Below are 20,454 nucleotides of genomic sequence, written 5' to 3'. Positions count from 1 at the left end.
ATGCAAACTGACCAGCAATTCAAGGACAAGTACGGCCCTTGGGCATTAATTGTAGGCGCCTCCCACGGCACCGGCGCCGCCTGCGCCCACCAGCTTGCGGCCAAGGGGCTGAACTGCGTACTCATCGCACGCAATGCCAGCGCCATGGCCGAACTCGCTGAGCAACTGGCCGGCCAGTACGGTGTCGAAAGCAAAGTTATTGCCACTGACCTAAGCAGCCCGGACGGCCCTGCCGGAGTTTGCCAACAGCTCGACGGCCTGGATATCGGGCTGCTGGTCTACAACGCAGGCGCACCCGCCTACGCCAGCACCTTCCTCAACGCCCCCTTGCAGGACTGGCAAAACCTGCTGGCGCTGGGGGCATCCAGCCTGATGGAAATAAGCCACCACGTCGGTCAACAACTGGTAAATCGCGGCCGCGGCGGCATCTTGTTAATGGGGTCTCACGCCGCACTGGGTGGCAATAAGAAATACGCAATGTACACCGCCACCAAAGGTTTTATGCTGAACTTCGGTGAATCACTGTGGATGGAGCTGCAGGATAAAAATGTCGATGTGCTGAACTTTCTGATTATGGTGGTGGATACACCGACCCTGCGCAAGCAGATGCAGACATCCAATATCGACGGATGGGATCAGCCGACGATACCCGGTGTCTACCCGGCGGAAACTGTTGTCAGTATCGCTCTGCGCGAGCTACCCAATGGCCCCACCTTCGTCCACCCCGCCGACGAGGAAGAACAGGCGGGCCTCGGCGCCAGGCGACGGGAGGAACTGGTAGAGCGCTGGGCCCACACCGCCCCCTATGTTGGCGAAGACTAATACCTGAACAACGCGCACCTGAACACTGCCCCTGAAGTACGGCGGCGCCCCCTGCGGGTCACCGCCACCCCGGTAAATCAATCCAGAATATCATCCTGAATATGTTGGGCTGAAACACCAATAGCAATGTTTGCAGTGGCCTGCATCCGCCGAGCGAGCTGCCTTGAGAAGTACTGCAGTAAGGGGCCGTAATCCTCTGGTCCCGCCTGCTGCACATAGCCCTCCAGCTTCTCATCCAGCTCCCCGGGTGAGCCACATTCCCCGACAAAGGCTCGCGCCTCCTGTTCAGCCCACATATCCAGTTCGCCGCCACAGCGCTGCATCGCTTCGTTGTATTCCAGCAGGCGCTGATGAGCTGACACCGCAGCCTGTTGCAGGGGAGTATCCGCAGGGAGCTGCCGCCCGCTGTCGAGCAGCATGGTATTAAGTGCACTGGTTTTATTCTCTACCGTCGTGAGGGCTTGCGGCTCGGTTAAGGCCACACCCAGATTTTTTGACAGCGCGTTAATCAGGGTTTTGCGCAGGGCGATATCCCATTCCATATACACATCGTGGGGATCACCCGGTTTGGGGTTTTTGATCGCGCCGGCAAACTGCATACAGGCGACGGTGGCGAACACCGCGTGGTGATAGCGCACCACGGCGGTATCTACCGGCTCCCCGGACACGGCTTCGTAGTGGGCAATCAGCGATGAGATAGCGTCACCGGTTGGCTCATAGGAATGGCGCATCGCCATTGTCGCAATATCGGTCATGGCATCGCCGATCATGGCGAATTCGAAGTCGTAGAGTGCGGTAATCTGCCCCTCGCTGAACAGAAACTGTCCTGCATCAAAGGCGACAAAGCTGGCACGGGTACGCTGCTGAGGAACGTTATCACGCAACCACTTCAGCGAAAATTCGATCAGGGGTTCGGGGCTGACCTTGTTTTTTTGGTAGAGCGGCATATAGGCTTTCACGCCGGCCAATGCGATTTCTTCCGCCCCCTCTGGCGCTTCAATACCAATCTCCTCAAAGGGCGCCAGGGGCAGGCGATGCATTTTCACCAGCGATTCAATATATTGCCGGGCAACGCTGCGGCGTTCCTCGTCCGAGCGTGCGTTGATCACATCCCGCGTACCGGGGGACGCCTCCATAATAATCGCGACGGGATCGTCACACATCCCGTAGATCTCAGGGGCTGGAATCCCCTGCTCGCCGAGCACCCGTAAAATATCTGCCTCGCGCTTCAGTTCGGGAAAAGGCACCACATCGCTCTGGCGATCGCCGCGAACATACACCTTTTTCATACCAGCAGCGGTTTCAACATCGGCAAACCACGACGGACGCCAGCGCACCTGGCGTTCCATGGTCACCACTCGACCATCGAGTAATGCCTCTATTCGCGCGCGCAATTTTTCCTCCATCGCGGCGTAATCAATATCCTGTTCCATAGCAATTCCTTTAAGGCTGTGCGGTTCGCCGCCGTCCACTCGCTTCGCCTTTGTGCGAGTCAACACCGCCAACGAACCAAAAAAAACCGCCGGTTTTCGGCCGGCGGTTAAGCTTGGGGACTACACCATCACTTAAAAGTTGTAGCGCACGTCAACACCGAACAGACGTGGCGGACCAAACACAAAGGAATCCAGACCCAGTGCGCGACTGGAGATCGACGACGAAATCGCGTACTCCTCGTCGAACACATTATTAACAAACACCCCGACATCGACATTTGCCGCGGCGATGTTGTAGAGGTCCGCGCGCACATTCACCAGATCGTAGGCGGGAATATCGGTATCACCCTTGTCCGCCGCAGAAGTCTTGTAGTAATTCATGTTCAACGACAGCTCTTCAGCAGTTTTACCCATCGGGATGCTGTAGTTTACGTTGGCCTGAACCACCGAATTGGTGAAGTACAGGAAGGGAATCGCACTGCTGACCTTGGCGTCAATGTAGGCATTGGGCTGGTCGTAGATTTTGTCGATATCCGCGTCCTGAACGGTAGCGTTCACACTGACCGTCAGACTCTGGGTAAAGCGCGCCGTCACTTCCATATCGACGCCTTTAACACTGGTATCACCAATGTTAAACACAATCGCGCCGCCGGTAGGATCATTGCTGCTTGAGCAGTCACCATCTGGGTCAACCCCGGGCTGCGCCGAACCCGTGGGGGTACAGTTGCGCGCAGTTGTCACACCACCGGCAAGGTCAGCCTGGGCATTTTCGTACTTGCCATAGAAGTAAGACAGATTGGTCCGCACGGGAATCTCATTGATATTCCAGTCAGCTTTAACCCCCAGCTCCAGGTCATCGACCTCTTCCGGCTTAAAGGTCTGGTAGCTGGCCAGATCACCACTGAAGATGGGGCCGTTGGCGCCACCGGCACGGTAGCCGTGACGCAGGACACCATAGGCGAAGACGTCGTCAGTCGCCTGCCAATTCAAGCCCAGCGTCCAGGTCAGCGCTTCCGAGCTTTCAGTCACCACAGCCGAATTCACGATGACGTCGGTATCACCGCGACGACAGGCCGCCTCGTCAAAGTAGGTGGGATCAGAACCCAACCACTGGGGCTTGGTGTCGGAACCCAAACACAGTTCAAACTCGTCTTCGGTGTAGCGCACGCCAACTTCGACAGCAAGGGTTTCAGACAGATCGTATTCAGTACGGGCGAACAGCGCGCGGGATTCGTCGGTGAGGAAGAAATGCTGGGCACCACCGTTGGTATAGCCCACTTCCATTCCGGGAATCGAGGTTTCGTACTGGGTCTGCGCCACAGTTGTACCGTTGATCTGGCCGATTTCATCCGGCTCATTCTTCAAATAAAAGGCGCCCAGCAACCACTCCATGCGGCTGTCAAAGGCGGTGCCGCGCAGCTGCAGCTCGTTGCTCAATTGCTTGGTTTTGTCAATCAAACGCGCCTTCACGATAGAGGTACGCGAATCCTGGTAAGCCGGACCGAAGGCGAGCATCAGCCCCTGCTCCACTGCCGGGCTCTTATATAGCCCGAGACCGTCTATATTCGGCGCGTAATCCAGATCGGTTTCCTGATAACCAAACAGGTTCAACAGGCTGACGTTGTCATTGAAGTCAAACTCAGTGCGATTAACAATCGTGATACGGTCGTTGCGCTCATGCTGATCAAAGGCGGAATCGTTAACGAGGGGCCCAAGCGCTTTCAGGCGCTCCACATCGGCCTTGACCTCCTCCGCGATACCCAGCTGGTTCAGTGCAGATGGCTCATAAACGGTTTGCGGATGAATATTAAAACCGTCGTTGTCGCTGGAGAAGCTGTCGTAGATAAACGTGTTGCGCAGTGCGCCGTAGTCCGCCAGCAGTGAAATACGGAAGGACTCGGTATCAATGGCTTCGAGATCATCCCCCTCGCCGATATTCTTGACGTAGCCATCGCGTTTGTGGAAATCCGCTGCCACCCTTGCGGCAAGCTGATCTTTAATCAGAGGAATGTTCACCGCACCCTGCAAGCGGGTTTGCTTGTGACGTCCCAGCGTGCCATTAATGAAACCGGAAAACTCGTGCTCCGGCGCAGCGGGAGAATAGAGGATAGCGCCGCCAGTAGTATTGCGGCCAAAGAGGGTGCCCTGCGGCCCCTTCAATACCTGAATATTTGCCATATCGTACTGGGGCACCGCACTCCCCCAGGAAGGTTGCGGCACCTCGGCATAATAACTGACCACCGCGGGAGAAGTGGTGCCGATCAAACCCTTGGATTGTCCGCGGATAACATACAGCGGATTCTGCGGGCCGCCGCTACCACCAAGAAAAATACCGGGAACATTTTGTTGCAGGTCTGTGGTGCTGACAATGGTCGCCTCGCGAAGGCCATCGGTGTCAAGAACGTCGACCGTGACCGGTACATTCTGCGCGCCCTCTTCACTGCGACGAGCGCTAACCAACACCTCTTCGAGAGTCAGGCTCTCTTTTTTAGTTGTCTCCGCGGGTGATTGCGCATAGGCCAAGCCGGACGCTGCGAGAATGCCGGCGCTCAGGGCTGACGTATAGAACACCTTGGATCGCTTGGTTACGGATACCATTTTCTATCCTCTCTGGTTATTTTTTTTAGATGCAGTGACGGGACTCATCGCTCTTGTAGCATAGTTGACTGGCAACAATGTGCTAACGTTAGGAGCAACCAGTCGACATAAAACCTGGGGCACGCCGACGCAATTCAGTACGGACAATCCATTTATTATGTTTTCATCACCGAACCATCGAAACTGGCATGGCGCCAGCCTTCGATTGCCATACCCAAACATTCGGGCATGAGCTAATAGTGACATATTTTTAATTTGTGTGTAAAATAATTTCGGTGTTAAACAATAAAAAAGTGGCTGAAAAAGCAGCCAGGACCATTTCGGAGTAGAAAAAATCATGTCAAATGCCGCGAACATCAGTAAAAGTACGTACAAAATTACCGCAGACATTCCCAACTGCTGCGGTTACGGCCTGTGCGCGTCCATGTGCCCGGAAATCTACAAGCTAGACGATAACGGCATCGTTTATCTCGCCACCGATACCGTCTCCGGGGATCTCGTAGAATCTGCTATAGAAGGCGCAGAGTGCTGTCCGGCGGAAGTTCTCAAAGTCACCCTGATCGACTAGAAGAGATAAAATAGCTAAATCTGTTTAACTTAAAGGGCAAACAATAATGAAAAGCCTGCAAGACAAGGTTGTTTTAATCAGTGGCAGTGGCGGTGGCATCGGCTCGGAAGCCGCGCGCCGCTTCGCCGAGCAAGGGGCGGTTGTTTTCGGCTGCGACCTCTCTGCCGAAAATCAACAGGCCACCGTTGATGCCCTTGCCGCCGACGGACTCACCCTCCACGGCAGCGGCAGCGTCGATCTTGGCGATCCCGAACAGGCCGCTCAGTGGATCGACGATGCCGTAGCGAGATTTGGCCGCATAGACATACTGTTTAACAATGCGTCTGCGGCCCGGTTTGGCAACCTCGAAGACTATTCTGTAGACGACTGGTACTTCACCACCCGCAACGAGCTCGACAACGTGTTCTTTTCCACCAAGTTTGCCTGGCCCCATATCCCCCGCGGGGGAGTGATAATCAACATGGGTTCGACGGCGGCATGGCGGGGTACCACTGCGACAGGCAAAGTCGCCCACAGCGCCACCAAAGGTGCGATCGTGGCCATGACCAGACAGCTGGCCGCCGAGGGCGCTAAAAGGGGGATCAGGGCTGTGAGTATCAGCCCCGGTTTTATCAAGACTCCCGGCACAGCACCTTTTATTGCCAACACGGCGGTAAAGGAACAATTGCTCAGCGGCGTATTGCTCGATCGCCTCGGCGAGCCCTCGGACGTTATTTCGATGGCTCTCTATTTGGCCTCGGATCAGGCGTCATTTCTTACCGGCTCAGACTTTGTTGTTGACGGCGGCATGCTGGCGACCTGAGCGCATCTCACAATAATATCGTCAGGAGAGAATCATGGATTTAATTGGCATTGGCTACCTGGGCTTTGAAACCGCCAAAATGGACGAGTGGCGCCATTACGGTCCCGAGGTGATGGGTTTTCAGCTTGGCAAAAACCCGGAGTCCGACCCCGAGTCACTGTATTTCAAACTGGACGACCGTCGTCACCGCATCGCCCTTCACCCCGGCAAGATCGACCGCATCAGCTACATCGGCTGGGAAGCGCGGAATCGTCTGGCGTATCTCGACGCATTGAAACACCTGGAAAGCCACGGTATAGAATTTACCATTGGCGACGCCACCCTTTGTGAAACCCGCGGAGTGAAGGAATTGATTCGCTTCCGCGACCCGGTCGGCTATCAGTACGAAATCTTTTATGCCCAGAAGTGGAGCCCGCGCTCCTTCAACCCGGGTCGTCCCCACGGCGGTTTCGTCTGTGGCGATCGCGGTGCGGGCCACGTGGTATTGATGGCCCCCCAGGAAAGTCCGGAACTGGATCATTTCCTGCGCGAAGTGATGCAGTTCCAGTGGTACGGCTGGGGTGCGGGCAAGGGCAAAACCAGCTTCTGGCGCACGAAAAGCAACCACCAGACCAGTCATGACATTGCCTATGGCATCGCCCCTGGACGCATGGGGGTGCAGCACGTTGGCCTATTCGTAGAGAGCGTACGTGATGTTGGCGAAACCTACGACCTGGTAAAAAAGCATGAGATGCCAATGATGATGACCCTGGGTCAGCACACCCAGGATCCCCACATGTCGTTCTACCACTTTAACCCCTCCGGCTTTGCCTTCGAGACCATCACCGAGCTGGAGCCCTGGGAAGGCGACCCCTTTGAACTCAACCCTGAGTCGATGAGTACCTGGGGACATGAAATTGTCGGCCCTATAGTCGGCCCCAGCGTACAGGCCCCCGACGTGGTCTACCCGGAACTGTTCGGCAAGTAAGCCGCTACGGCGCTGCCGACTCGCGGCAGCGCCGATCACTCCTTCTCCGGGCGACTGAGCTATGATCGGTCTTCAGAATATATCGCTAAAACAACTGCGCTATTTTGCCGCCGCAGCGGAGAGCGGCCGGTTGTCGGTCGCCGCCACCCGCCTGCACGTGTCTCAATCGACCATTACCACCGCGATTCTCAATCTCGAGGAAACCCTGCAAACCCGCCTGTTTCTTCGCCAGGCCCAGGGCGTGACCCTCACCGCAGAGGGAAACCGTTTTTTCCTTCGTATTCGCCATATTCTCGACGCACTTGAAGATGCGGTTGCCGACCCGGTGAGCAATGCACAGGATCTGCGTGGCAGGATTCGTCTCGCGGCCTCCTATACGCTGCTCGGCTATTTTCTACCGTCGTTGATGGGGCGGTTCCGCACCCGCCACCCAATGGTGGAATTTGATCTGCTTGATCTTGATCGCGAGCAAATCGAGTCGTCGCTGGAACAGGGCAGCATCGACCTTGGATTGGTAATTCTGTCCAATAGCCAGCTGCGCGAGCACTTTCAGCACAGCGTGTTGATCCGCTCCCGTCGCCAACTGTGGGCCGCTGCAGGCCACCCGCTGCTCAATCAGGGCAGTGCCTCCCTTGCCGATATTCGCGAGCACCCCTATATCCAGATCACCGTCGATGAGGGCGAAGTTTCCACTGCGCGCTACTGGAAAACCGCCGCAGGACTGTCACCGGACATCGCATTTCGCACCAGTTCGATGGAGGCCCTGCGCGGGCTGATTGGTCATGGGTTTGGTGTCACCATACTTTCCGACATGGTATTTCGCCCCTGGTCACTGGAAGGTCGGCGCATCGACTGCGTCCCGGTACTCGATCCGGTGCCGCCAATGGAGGTTGGACTGATCTGGAAGGACGGGGGTCAGGACGAATGTATAGAAGTGTTCAAGCAGTTTTTGATCGACACCAGCGACAGCAACGAGCTGTCTCCACCGAACTGAAGCCTGTCAGTAACAGACCCGGCGGGCCTGTTACTGAATAGCGCGGCACTACACCGGCGACGGGAAGCCCCCTTCGACAACACCCGGCCAGAACTGCTCCGCCCCACTCTTGCATACCTTGTCGCCAAGGCGGCGGCACCAATACGTCGCCGAACCGAACTCACTGCGCCAGGACCACAAACGGCGAGTGGAAATATGCAGGGTGTACTCATGGGTGAAACCAATGGCACCGTGAACGCCATGGCTGACACTCGCCGCAACACCGGCGGCGTCCGCTGCGCAGATTTTCGCGGCAGTGATACTGTCTTCATGGAATTCCATCGCCGACCGCGCAAAAGCCACTTCGCAGGAAGCCTTGGCCATCGCCGCCTGTTCTGCCAACAAGGCCATTTGATGCTGCACCGCCTGAAACCGGCCAATGGGCTTGCCAAATTGCACCCGCTCGTTGGCGTAATCCTTGGCCAGTGTCAGCACCCGCATAATCGCGCCGGTAGTTTGCGCTGAGCGTATCAGCGCGCCGGTCAGTAACAACAGTTCGCTGGCCAGACCATCCAGAACAATCGTCTGCTCCGGCGTTGCACCGTCGAAAAACAGGGTGTCCCGTGCTTCGCCTGCGGTATTGGTCATTTCCTCACAACGACTTGCTGAGCCTGTCGCCAACACCACCAGGGACTGCCCCGCCGGAGCCAGTATCAGGTCAGCATGACGCCCCCAGGGGACATTGGCGACACTGCCACTGACGCCACCCGCATTCACCACCAGCTCATCACCCGCCGCAAAGCTGACGACGCCATTCAGCGGAGGCAAGCCCTTGCGGGCGAGTAGATAGTTGGCCAGCATGGTCTCCACTATGGGGAGGGGTGCGCTGAATTCACCACAGGTAATAATCAAACCGCAGACATCGGTAAGGCTGGCAGCGACGCCACCGTGGTCTTCCGCCACCAGCGCCAACGGCACACCGTTTTCTTCAAGGCTGTTCCACAGCGCTCGGGAAAACTCCCCACCTTCCGCTGCAATCACCTGTTCCGGCGACAATTGATCGGCCAATATGGCGCGAATGGTATTATCAAAAAGTTCTCTCACGGTGCTCTCTCCTTCCGCTATCGCAGCCCAAGACCACGGGCGATAATACCCCGCAGGATTTCACGCGTGCCGCCTCGCAATGAAAACGACGGCGCCTGTTGGGTGAGATAGGCCATCACCTGCGCCAAGTCGCTCCCCCCGGATTGAGTCGGCTCAACGTCGCAGAGCAACTGGGCAATTTCCGGCAGTTCCTGTTCAAATACCGCGCCAAGATCCTTGACGCAGGAGGCCGCAACAGACGGGTTTTCACCCTGATCCAGCAAATGCGTTACGGCGAGAGACATCTGTCGCAGGGTCATCAGCCGTGCGGTCAGCCGACCGACTTCTCGCTGTTGCAAGGCGTCAGCATTGGCACCGATTTCAGCAATCATGGCTTGCATCAAAATCAGACAGCTGAGAAAGCGCTCCGGGCCGCTGCGCTCCATCGCCAACTCTCCGGTCACCTGCGACCAGCCTTCGCCCTCTTTACCGAGCAGGGCTTCCGGCGGCAGTTGCACATTGTCGAAAAAGACTTCGTTGAAGTGCTCGCTGCCGGTGAGGTCCTTGATCGGCCTGACGGTGATACCAGGCAAGGTGAGATCGACGATAAATTGCGACATATCACCGTGGCGACTTTCCGACTCGCCCGAGCGAACCAGCGCGATCATATAGTGGGAGCGATGGGCGTTGGTGGTCCAGACTTTCTGGCCGTTAAGCAGCCAACCCTGGTCGTTTTTTTCCGCCTTGGACTTGATTGACGCCAGGTCTGAACCCGATCCCGGCTCGCTCATTCCAATACAGAAATAACACTCGCCGCGACAGATCGCCGGCAGAAATTGTTCACGCTGGGCTTCACTGCCGTGATGGAGAATCTGCAAACCGCTCTGCCGGTCGGAAAACCAGTGGGCAGATACCGGCGCTCCGGCGGCCAGCAATTCTTCGATAACAACGTAGCGGGAAAAGGCACTGGCCTCGGCCCCGCCATAGCGGCGCGGCAGGGCCATGCCCAACCAGCCGCGCTCACCGAGTTTGCGGCTGAAGTCTGCGTCGAAGCCCATCCATGAATCCGCGCGTTGGCGCAGCGACATATGGGCGGTGTGCTCGGCAACAAAGGCGCGTACCTCTGCGCGGAGCGCCTCGGCTTCAGCAGGAATGGGATGATAGCGAAATTGCTCGATAAACATGTTGATGACCACACAAGCTGTATAGAAACCCAAATACACGAAGGCCGGGTTTCACCCCGGCCCACGCAGCCTTTCAACGTTTTGTAGCAGGCAACCTTACAGGGCTGACTGCGCGTCAGCCGACGCGAACATGCTGTTGATATCGCCTGAGGTGACCGGCTTGTTCGGGTCACGTTTCGGCGCAGCGCCACCCATACCCAGCTCCGGTGCGGTGCTGACGTGGGTCGCTTGAGCGCGCAGCGCGCCTACTGTGCAATTCTCTTTGCCCAGAATTTCAAAGGGGTTGTAGGAGAATTCACGCATGGCGTTCAAATGCGAGATCTTGTTAATGGTTTCGTCTGGCAGGTGTTTCGCCTGCTCCCAGAAGATATCGGCGGAACGCGGCCAGGTGCAATCCGAGTGGGGGTAGTCACACTCCCAGGTCACCATATCGACGTTAATCTTGTCGAGGTTTTGCAGGCCGAAGGCATCTTCGATGTAACAGCAGATAATATGCTTGTTAAAGAAGTCGCTGGGATCCATTCCATTGAAGTTGGAATTGGTCCACGCCTGATGGTGGTGGTGGGTAAAGTTAGCGCGCTCAAGGAAGTAAGGAATCCAGCCGATACCACCTTCCGACAAGGCCATTTTCAGGTTGGGATATTTTTTCCACATCGGTGCCCACAGCCAATCCGCAGCGGAGTTGGCAATAGAAATCGGCATGGAGGTAATCCAGGCGTCAATGGGCGACTCGTCAGAGGCGTGAACCGCCTTGGCGCCGGTGCCGATGTGACAGCAGATCACCACATTGTTGTCTGAGCAGGCTTTCCAGATGGGGTCCCAGTGATCGTTGTGAATCGAGGGATAGCCGTGAACCGTCGGGTTGTCCGACAGGGTCAGCGCATGAACACCGCGCTTGGCCATGCGGTTGATTTCCACCGCAGCCGCCTGGGGATCCCACCAGGGAATAACCATCAACGGAATAAACCGCCCCGGCGCGGCATTACACCACTCCTCAACATGCCAGTCGTTGTAGGCCTGAATCGCCGCAAGGCTCACACCCTTGTCGGCCACATTCTGGAAACGCTGCCCGGCAAAACCGGGAAAGGTTGGGAAGCACAGTGAGCCGAGTACCCCATTGGCGTTCATATCATCAACGCGGGACTTGATGTCCCAGGTGCCCTTGCGCATATGGTCGTAGCCCAGCGGCTCCATACCGAATTCTTCCTTGGGGCGACCGACGACCGAATTCAGTCCCATGTATCCGGTCGCCTGCTCTTCGAATACCCATACATCACGACCGCTGCGCTGCTCTACGCGGGGCTCGCGGCCCTTGTATTTCTCCGGCATATGACGGCCGAAGCAGTTGGGGGGTTCGATAGTGTGATCGTCTACGCTAACCAGAATTACATCTTCAAATTTCATTATTGAAATCTCCTTGGACTATTCGTCTGCAGTGACGACGGAAGCGTCACTGCGACATCGGTGTTTATTGTCATTGTCTGGCAGTTATATTAAACACTTTTCTATTTTATGTCTAATAAATATTTTTTATTACGGCCTATTTATCCCATACCACATGCAAGCTGTCCGGCCCCCTCAACTGCGCACCGCGGATAACCGGTGCGGGGTAATCGGGGTCAAAGCGAATTCCCGGCATGTAGTCCAGCACCCCGTTAATAGCCACCGACAATTCGATTTTGGCGATAAACTGGCCGATACAAACATGGGGACCAAAGCCGAAACCGAAAGAGGGCTTGGACTTGCGGTCGATATCAAATTCGTCGGCCCGCTCAAACACCTCTTCGTCGCGATTGGCCGACGACACAATGCACTGCACCATCGATCCTTTGGGAATCGATACGCCGCGAATTTCCACATCTCTAGCCGCCTGACGCACCTTGAAGGTGGCCACCGGTTCGTAACGAACCGCCTCGTCGATCAGCGACGACACCAGGTTGCGGTCTTCACGCACCCGGGCCAGCAGCTCAGGCCGCTCCAGCAGCAGCGTCATTGCTGTGCCAAAGGTACGGGTGGTGGTCTCCCCGGCAGCGGGTAGCAAGGAGCGCACAAAGGTGGCAATTTCGTGGTCATCGAGAAGTTTGCCCTCGTACTCTGCCTCGATCAGGCGGCTGATCAGGTCACCGCCCAGCTCGCCCTTGGCTCGCACCTGGGCCACTCGTTCACGCACGGCTTTATACAGCGATTCAGATGCACTCAATGCCCGGGCCTTGGCCTCAGCGGCATCCTCTGGCTTGACCTGCGGCCCCGCCAGAATATCCAGTGCCCAGGAAGCGTACTGCTGAATGCTTTCGGGTTCATCATCGGGAAAGCCGATCAGCGAATAGATCAAGCGAACGGGAAAATGCAGCGCGAAGTCCATCAGATTGGCCTTGCCCTCAGGGGCCAGGGGCTTCATATACTCCTCGCGCACAATCGGCTCCATTTTGCTGCCGCGCCAGGTGTTGACGACCTTGGGCATAAACACCGGGTGTAACAAGGTGCGCATTTTCTTGTGCTGCTCGCCATCCATACCGGTCAGGATCAAACCGTCCATAAACGCGCCAAGTCCCGCTGCAATAAAGCCGCTGGTATAGGTGTCGGCGTCCCGCAGCACCGCCATCACGTCGTTATATTTAAACAGGGTGTAGGTCTTGCGCCCCGCTTCGTGGCCGGCGATGTTTGGCACTCCGAGATTGCCCATGAAATCCCCCTCAACTACCGGGGTTTGCGCACGCATCTGTTTATATATTTCGAACAGATCGACATCCTGGCCTTTGTAGTTGGCCGCCACTCCGCTAAAGGAGGTTTCCAGTTGACTCGATGATTTCTTATCCACGCGCTAAGCTCTCCACAGTAATCGTCTTACGACTCGATAATCGAATAGCGGTGATAACCCCGCCAAATAACAGTATGGCCATTAGCCAAAACATCGTGTTCACCCCGGCGTAGACCCCGAATAGTCCGTACATCAGTGGCAACACGGCAATCGCGGTTTGATTGAACATTGACCTCAAGGCCAGTGCCTGGCCGTGGCGCTCGGACGGCACCGCGTCGTGCAGCAGCACCATAATTGTAGGCTGTATTATGCCGACCACCATGCCAAAGGCCGCCGAGGCAAGCATCATTAACCAGGACAAGGGCAACAGCGGGTAACTGGCAAAGATCAGTGCCAGCACCAGCATTGCGATAACCGGCAAAAACGGGTGGGTAAAAAACCGGGTGACAAAGGGAAGCACCAGCCGGACTGCCAGGGTAGCAGCGCCGTAGGCCGCGAAGATGCTACCGATCTCCGTCGCGCTAAAGGCCTTCTCGTGGCCCAATATAGGCAGGGCAAATCCGTGCAGGTCCCAGCTCGCCACCACCAGCAAGTTCAGCACCATTACCTGACGCAGCGCTCCGCTTTTTAAAAGCGACAGCGATGACAGCGCGCCGTTCGGCTTCGCCCCCTCCTTGCCCACGGAACTAACTGCGCTGGCGCCAGAGGTCGCCAGCCACGCCAGCACAATCGACGCCAGCGGAAACAGCATCAGCGTGAAGTAGGCATTGCCATAACCCCAGCCATCAATTACCCGCCCCATCACTATCGGGCCAATCAAGCTGCCCAACGCGGGGGCCAGTGCCACGGTACTGAAAACTTTCAGCCGCTCTTCGCGGCTCATGGTTTCGCGGCTGGCAGCGCGCTGAACGGCGATCATTCCCAGCCCCGACCCCGTGCCACACAGGCCCGCCGCCAAACACATCAACTCTATCGACGACGATGACCACCACGCGCAAATCACTCCGGCCAGGGACAGCCCCGCCGCCAATAACGCGGGGCCACGAGGTCCCACCCTGTCGGTGTATGCACCAAAACGCAGGGCTGCCAGAGCGGGGAAAATCGCGAAACACGACACCAGAATCCCCAGGCTCAGCTTGCTCGCCCCCACACTCAGTGCGTTCAGTGGCAGCGCCAGCCGCATGCCGGCCATACATGCGTGCAAGCCGCACTGGCACACCACCAGTGCAAGTATTAAATGGGATATGCGGCGCTGCGGGGATGTCATCATTTCCACCGATTCACGCGCTTTTGGGGTAGGCATTCAGCGCGTAGGTGAGCTTGCCTCCGGCCAGCATCACCCCGCAATACATATGCAGCTCGGCAATTTCCGCCGCAGTAAAACAGCGCTGTAGAGCGATATAAAAAGTGTCGTCCAACTCCCGGTGGTCAACGGCCAATTTTTCTGCAAACTCTACGGCCAGCCGTTCCCGTTCGGTAAATGACGCCACATCTCCTTGCAAACAGGCGATGTCGGCTTCACTCACGGTGTCGGATTTGCGGGCCAGTTGGCAGGGTTGGCACTGGTTGATCGACGCAATCTTGAGCCGCGCCAGTTCCCGTTCCCGGGCGCTCAGCTGTGCGGTGTCCTGCAGGACCTGGAGCAACTTCAGCCACGCTGCAGCGGCTTCAGGACAATGGGCCCATACGCGAATCGGCAATGTGGTGCTTAACACTCCCGTGCTCAGCCCGCGCTCCAGAGCGTCCACAAACGCTGGAGATAAATCGGCATTGTCGATAGCAGTTAATCGGGGCATGTCGTCACCACTGTTATGTTTATATGGTGTAGATTATAGCGACAAACTACTATTATTGAACATTTATAGCAATAGTGTTTAGTAATATCACTGGTTTACCGTATCAGCGCCCGCGACCAAGCGCGGCAGCTTACGCCACCGCGCGCGAGCTGACAGGCCTTACCTTAGCCAGTTAGCCAGCGTGGAAACTGATCGAACGGGCCTCGGCGAACTCCAACAGACTATCGACGCCGTATTCGCGGCCAATGCCAGAGCGTTTGATACCGCCAAAGGGGGCGGCAGACAGCATGGTGTACGCCCCGCCATTAATGGCCACTGTGCCCGTACGTATCTGCCGGGCCATTTCATAGGCGCGACCGGCGTCCGCAGAAAATATTCCGCCGCCCAGGCCAAAACGGGAGTCGTTAGCCAGTGCGATAGCCTCTTCGTCGGTGTCGTAGCCAATGACGACCCCCACCGGACCAAAGATTTCTTCCTGCGCCAGGCGAGAGCGATTGTCTACGTCATCAAACAGTGTGGCTTCGTAGAAGAAGCCCTTTTCCAGTCCCGCCGGGCGCTTGCCACCCGCAACCAAACGCGCCCCTTCCGACACGCCGATATCAACGTATTTTTCTACCCGCTGACGGGCCTGCTCGCGGATCAGCGGCCCCATTGCCACGGTGGGATCACTGGTGTCGCCCACCTTCAGTCCTGCGGTCATCGCAGCCAACTGAGTGACAAATTCCTTGCGAATCCGGTTGTCCACCAAAATACGCGTTGTCAGCGCACAGCCCTGTCCACAGTGAGTGGTGAAATTACCCAGCGCGGTATACAGGGCCATCGGCATATCGGCATCGGCTCTCACAATCAGCGCAGACTTGCCCCCCAACTCGAGGTGCATTTTCTTCAAGCCCGGTGCACCCTGAGCCATAATCAGCGAGCCGACATTGTCGGAACCGGTAAAACTCACCATATCGATGCGCTCGTCACGGGTCAGGCTCTCGCCCGTCGCAACATCGCCGGTAATAATATTGAGCACCCCGGCGGGAAGGCCACAGGCCAGCGCCGCTTCGCCAAAAATCAACGCCTGGAACGGGGTAAAGGGCGACGGCTTAAGCACACAACTGTTGCCCATTAACAGCGCGTGAAAGACTTTGACCAAATTGAGGAAAAACGGAAAGTTATAGGGGGTAATCGCTGCCACAACCCCCATCGGCATATAGCTGGTTTCCGAGGTCGCCAGTATCTTTCCCTGAGGCATGGGCACAATCTCAATGGGCGTGAGCGAGGGCTCCACCCGCATCGCATCGACCATTAAGCGGCGCGCGTGTTTCATCGGAATATCGAATTGCATGGCATCGGCCAGCATTTGCGTGGAACCGGCCTCCTTCACAATCAGTTCAACCACCCGGGCCTTGTTATCCTGAAAGAAGTCATGCATTTTCTGCATCACGGCGACCCGTTCAGCCATGCTCATCTGCGGCCACGGCCCGCTATCAAAGGCCTGCCTGGCGCTGCTGATCGCGTCTTCAAGATTTTCGGTACTGCCCACCGGCGCAAGGGCGAGCACCTCCTCGGTAGCGGGGTTAATCACTTCGTCGGTAGCATTATTTGTCGGCGCCACCCATTCATTGTTGATAAACAACTTCGCCGGCACATTACATATCGTCATGGTCACACTCCTTATTGTTGTCGCGACCACAGGACAGGCCGCAAAAATCGCTAAAACTACAGTAAGCCGCTTAAGGCCGGGTCGTGGAAAGCGCCGCTGGCAACGGCACTAAGATGACCGCCATCAACCAGAATGCTAATACCATTAATACCACTCGCCGCATCGCTGGCCAGAAACATCATCGGCCCGGCGATTTGCTCAGGCGTCAGCGCATCGATACCCGCCGCTCGACGAAAATCGGTACCGAAACCCAGCCACTCGTCTGCGTTTGCCCGGGCCAGAGGCGTATCGGTTGGCCCCGGCATCACCGCATTAATCCGCACACCCTGCTTCATCAAGCGCAGCGAATGATTCGCCACATAGGCGTTTACGGCCTGTTTGCTGAACATATAGTTATTGTGGCTATCCTCCCGGCCCTCCATCCACTCCGCCGCGCTCTCCCAGGTGTCACAGGCAAGGAAATCCAGTAGCTCCGGCAGATTCTCCATCCACCCCATACCCGCCACCGAGGAGATCATCACCACCGAGCCACCGGCAGCAATGCCGTCATTGGCTACAAGAGTGTCAACAATGTGGCGCTGGCCAATAAAATTCACATAGATGATCGGTGGCCCACCGGCGATTCCGGCACAGGCAAACACCGTGTCCACCGGCCCATCGATCTCCGCCAGTGCCGCATCGACGCTTTCTCTTTCCGCCAGGTTAACCTTGATGCTCTGGTCCGCATCAAAATTGATCTCGGCAATATCCATCACAATAGTGTGGCCACCAAGGGCACGAAAGGCTCTGGCTACTGCCGCACCCATGCCGCTGGCCCCTCCAATAATCAAGGCCTTCTTACCTGCGCAGCTAAACGGATTTACAGTCATTACGTCATTCCCTTCTATTTATTCTAGTTACTGGTAACACGGCCTTAACGGCAAAGCTTCTCCAAAGTACTTGTTCTATACATTTAATTCAATAGTGTTGAATTAATTTTCATTTTCCCGCCTCACCGACCTAAAAAATTGTGGATACCCACATCTTACTGGGCGACGCCTTGCTACCGGAAGTCGTCCGACGCCTTGCTTTACCGGGCCGAAAAACGGCGCTGAATACCTTATATCACGACAGTTAGAGGCGAGCCGACCAAAAACGGCATGTACTCACATGCTGGAACACCAGGTCGAACTAATTTCGGTTTACACAAATATGAACAATATGTATATTAATGTCTATTATAGGTGGTAGCGGCCCGCCATGTTCCCCGGCTACGCAGTCACATTTTGCGGCGCCCCGTAGCAAAGGCCTGCATCCAATAACGATAATTAAAAGAGTCATTGCTCAAGGTAATCAGATCAACCGAAAAACTCGAAAAATGCAGCGACAAACACCATAATTCCACACCGTATATTAGTGTCTCCAGCAGCCAATTTCGGTCCGAAATACTGTTTTTAAGCTGTCGTTTCACCAACACCTTGCACGAGGTACATCATGCTAATAAGAAAAGCTCTCCGCCGCAGTCTGGTATTGGCCGCCGCTCTTGGTGGTCTGGCGTCAGGGGTCGCCGCGCAAACCCTATCCAGCGGTACATCCCCCGACTCCGGCACGCAGACCCGCTCTCGCGTTATCGAAGAGGTGCTGGTCACTGCTCGAAAAGAAGAGGAAAGCATTCAGGATGTCCCCGTTGCAGTCACCGCCCTGTCTGAGCAAAACCTGAAGAACACTTCTACTTTCAGCACCGTCGACCTGCAGTACCAGGTACCCAACATCACCACTCGAGAGCAAGGCGGCCAATCGACAGCGGCGGTGTTTCAAATCCGTGGCCAGGTGCAGAACGAGGTGATTGCCACCCTCGATACCTCGGTGGCCTTCTACGACGACGGCGTCTATATCGCCCGTCCCCACGGGGTGAACATCGCCTTTGTCGATATTGGCAGTGTGCAGGTCTTGCGTGGCCCTCAAGGCACGCTCTTCGGCCACAACACCACTGGCGGCGCGATTGTAGTCACCTCCAACGCTCCGGACGCCAGCGAATTCTCCGGGTCACTAAGCGCCTCTGCGGCATCCTTCGGCAGCGAGCAATATACCGCCGTACTCAACCTGCCGTTGATAAGCGACACACTGGCGCTGCGGCTGGCTGCGCAAACCCAGTCGACCAAGGGATATAGTGAAGACCTCACCGACGGCTACCAGCACGCCACCAAGAACCATGACTTTTTCCGTGCACGTCTGCGCTGGGACGCCACTGACAACCTGTCCTTTGACCTGAACGGCCAACACATAAAAATCGATCAACGCCAGAACGCTATTCTGCCACTGTTTACACTGCGCCCCAGCGATGCGAGTTTTATCGATGCGCTGGCCAACGGTGACGGCCTTCGCGCCGAGGCCTGCTGCCTGACCTTTGCGCTGGCCCCCGACTATTACGACTACGTACGCGGCAATAGCTACGACACAACCTACGACCCCGGGTTTCTGCCTGAAACCGGCATCGCCATCACCAGTCTGACTTTGACCAACGACTGGCAAACGCCCTGGTTCGATACCCAGTTTATCGCCAGCGTTCGTTCTTACGATGACCTGATAAACCGGCTCGATATCGACGGCACCCCCAACAAAATTGTCGACACCAAGCAAACCGGCCACGGAGAGCAAATCAGCTACGAGCTGCAATTTACCGGCCTGTCGCTGGATGACCGCCTGCAATGGGCCGCTGGGATCTATCACTTTGAAGAAGATGTGCTCGATCTCGGCGAGACCGACGCCTTTCTTTCAGTGCACGTGGTAAGCCGGGGTTATATCGAAAATCTCAGCCAGGGTATCTACGGCCAGGCCAGCTATAGCCTCGGCGAACATTGGGGTATCACGGCGGGCCTGCGCTACTCCACCGACGACAAGGATTTGCGCGTCGCCGCCGAGACTGCCGGCAATTGCTCCATTCCCGAGGAATATCGCGACCCCGGAGAAAGTTGCCTGGGCACCTTCGAGAAGAGCTTTTCCAAGGTGAATTACACCCTGGGAATCGATTACACCCCTAACGACAATGTGATGGTTTACGCCTCCCTCACCACCGGCTATCGGGCAGGCGGCCAGAACCTGCGAGGTACGACTCCCGAAACCCTGGCCCCCTTCGACCCGGAGAACGTCACTCAGGTGGAGTTGGGCATGAAGTCAGACTGGTTTGATCGTTTGCTTCGCGCCAATATCGCGGTTTTCCTTGCGGATTACACCGATATTCAGCGCACTCAATTTATTGCTGTCAACGGCGTTCCCGCCACAGTCACCAGTAACGCCGCTTCGGCAACCATCAGCGGCCTTGAAGCGGAACTGACAGCATTGCCTACCGATCGCCTGGAACTTGGCGCCTCGCTGGGCTTGCTGAGCGCGGAATACGACGAATTTCTGGGCTTTGATGGCACCGACAAAAGCGATGAAAAGTTCGATGACGTACCCGAAATGACCTACTCCCTGTCGGCGACCTACACAGTGGAATTTGTTGCCGGTGCACTCTGGATGTCGCGGCTGGACTACTCCTGGGCAGACGACATTCCCAGCCAACAGGGCAACCTGAAGTACTTCCGCGACCGGGGCTACGACCCGGAACCGATAACCACCTTTCCCGCCACCGGCAACCTGAATGCGAGAACCAGTTTGTCGCTGCCCTCCGGGCTGGAATTGTCGTTGTACGGACGCAACTTGACCGACGAGTTTCGCTATACCTCAGTAGTGCTTGGCCAAGGGCCTGACTTTGTATCGCGGATTGTGAGTGGCCCGGGGCGCAATTATGGCGTGGAACTGAGCTACGAATTCTAGTGACTGTTGATGATCCAGGGGCCG

The 20,454-nt window shown here is 56.5% G+C and carries 16 protein-coding genes; 6 read left to right on the top strand and 10 right to left on the bottom strand.

From position 1 onward, the window contains the following. On the top strand, positions 1-822 hold the full coding sequence (locus tag HCU74_RS03490) for an SDR family NAD(P)-dependent oxidoreductase (protein WP_168448997.1): 822 nt from the start codon (positions 1-3) through the stop codon (positions 820-822). Between the two features lie 77 nt (positions 823-899). Here the strand turns inward: HCU74_RS03490 and HCU74_RS03485 are convergent, their stop codons facing one another. Both HCU74_RS03485 and HCU74_RS03480 read right to left on the bottom strand, forming a co-directional pair. Beyond that, positions 900-2,255, bottom strand: coding sequence for a phosphotransferase (locus HCU74_RS03485; protein WP_168448996.1), 1,356 nt, complete (start codon positions 2,253-2,255; stop codon positions 900-902). A 132-nt stretch (positions 2,256-2,387) separates the two neighbouring features. Further along, positions 2,388-4,853: a TonB-dependent receptor gene (locus HCU74_RS03480; RefSeq protein WP_168448995.1), complete on the bottom strand. Its 2,466-nt coding sequence runs from the start codon at positions 4,851-4,853 to the stop codon at positions 2,388-2,390. A 337-nt stretch (positions 4,854-5,190) separates the two neighbouring features. Between HCU74_RS03480 and HCU74_RS03475 the strand changes: the two genes are divergently transcribed. From HCU74_RS03475 to HCU74_RS03460, 4 genes are all read left to right on the top strand, one after another. After that, positions 5,191-5,421, top strand: coding sequence for a ferredoxin (locus tag HCU74_RS03475; protein WP_168448994.1), 231 nt, complete (start codon positions 5,191-5,193; stop codon positions 5,419-5,421). 46 nt (positions 5,422-5,467) lie between these two features. Further along, positions 5,468-6,223 carry an SDR family NAD(P)-dependent oxidoreductase gene (locus tag HCU74_RS03470; RefSeq protein ID WP_168448993.1) on the top strand — a complete coding sequence of 252 codons (756 nt, stop codon included), beginning with the start codon at positions 5,468-5,470 and terminating at the stop codon, positions 6,221-6,223. A gap of 34 nt (positions 6,224-6,257) precedes the next feature. Further along, complete coding sequence (locus tag HCU74_RS03465) at positions 6,258-7,190, top strand: VOC family protein (RefSeq protein WP_168448992.1); 933 nt, start codon at positions 6,258-6,260, stop codon at positions 7,188-7,190. A 61-nt stretch (positions 7,191-7,251) separates the two neighbouring features. Further along, positions 7,252-8,184, top strand: a complete 933-nt coding sequence (locus tag HCU74_RS03460) for a LysR family transcriptional regulator (RefSeq protein ID WP_168448991.1) — start codon at positions 7,252-7,254, stop codon at positions 8,182-8,184. A 48-nt stretch (positions 8,185-8,232) separates the two neighbouring features. Here HCU74_RS03460 and HCU74_RS20270 read toward each other — a convergent pair whose 3' ends face one another. From HCU74_RS20270 to HCU74_RS03420, 8 genes are all read right to left on the bottom strand, one after another. After that, the gene (locus HCU74_RS20270) at positions 8,233-9,267 is read right to left on the bottom strand and encodes an acyl-CoA dehydrogenase family protein (protein WP_168448990.1); all 1,035 of its coding nucleotides are present in this window, start codon (positions 9,265-9,267) and stop codon (positions 8,233-8,235) included. A gap of 17 nt (positions 9,268-9,284) precedes the next feature. Then, positions 9,285-10,430, bottom strand: coding sequence for an acyl-CoA dehydrogenase family protein (locus tag HCU74_RS03450; RefSeq protein WP_168448989.1), 1,146 nt, complete (start codon positions 10,428-10,430; stop codon positions 9,285-9,287). 96 nt (positions 10,431-10,526) lie between these two features. After that, positions 10,527-11,834, bottom strand: coding sequence for an amidohydrolase family protein (locus HCU74_RS03445; protein ID WP_168448988.1), 1,308 nt, complete (start codon positions 11,832-11,834; stop codon positions 10,527-10,529). 136 nt (positions 11,835-11,970) lie between these two features. After that, complete coding sequence (locus tag HCU74_RS20265; protein WP_210425088.1) at positions 11,971-13,248, bottom strand: cytochrome P450; 1,278 nt, start codon at positions 13,246-13,248, stop codon at positions 11,971-11,973. Further along, on the bottom strand, positions 13,241-14,458 hold the full coding sequence (locus HCU74_RS03435; protein ID WP_168448987.1) for an MFS transporter: 1,218 nt from the start codon (positions 14,456-14,458) through the stop codon (positions 13,241-13,243). Before HCU74_RS03435 ends, HCU74_RS20265 begins: the two co-directional genes overlap by 8 nt. A gap of 10 nt (positions 14,459-14,468) precedes the next feature. Next, on the bottom strand, positions 14,469-14,984 hold the full coding sequence (locus tag HCU74_RS03430; protein ID WP_168448986.1) for a carboxymuconolactone decarboxylase family protein: 516 nt from the start codon (positions 14,982-14,984) through the stop codon (positions 14,469-14,471). A gap of 172 nt (positions 14,985-15,156) precedes the next feature. Next, positions 15,157-16,635, bottom strand: a complete 1,479-nt coding sequence (locus tag HCU74_RS03425) for an aldehyde dehydrogenase family protein (protein ID WP_168448985.1) — start codon at positions 16,633-16,635, stop codon at positions 15,157-15,159. A gap of 56 nt (positions 16,636-16,691) precedes the next feature. Beyond that, the gene (locus HCU74_RS03420) at positions 16,692-17,504 is read right to left on the bottom strand and encodes an SDR family oxidoreductase (RefSeq protein ID WP_168448984.1); all 813 of its coding nucleotides are present in this window, start codon (positions 17,502-17,504) and stop codon (positions 16,692-16,694) included. 604 nt (positions 17,505-18,108) lie between these two features. On the opposite strand from HCU74_RS03420, the gene HCU74_RS03415 reads away from it, so the two are divergent. Then, positions 18,109-20,430: a TonB-dependent receptor gene (locus HCU74_RS03415; protein ID WP_168448983.1), complete on the top strand. Its 2,322-nt coding sequence runs from the start codon at positions 18,109-18,111 to the stop codon at positions 20,428-20,430. Positions 20,431-20,454: the final 24 nt, after the last annotated feature.

The sequence above is a fragment of the Spongiibacter thalassae genome, from assembly GCF_012272835.1.
GTDB classification, from domain to species: domain Bacteria; phylum Pseudomonadota; class Gammaproteobacteria; order Pseudomonadales; family Spongiibacteraceae; genus Spongiibacter; species Spongiibacter thalassae.
The sequence above is the reverse complement of the archived record's forward strand: the minus strand, read 5'-3'. Positions and strand labels throughout refer to the sequence as shown.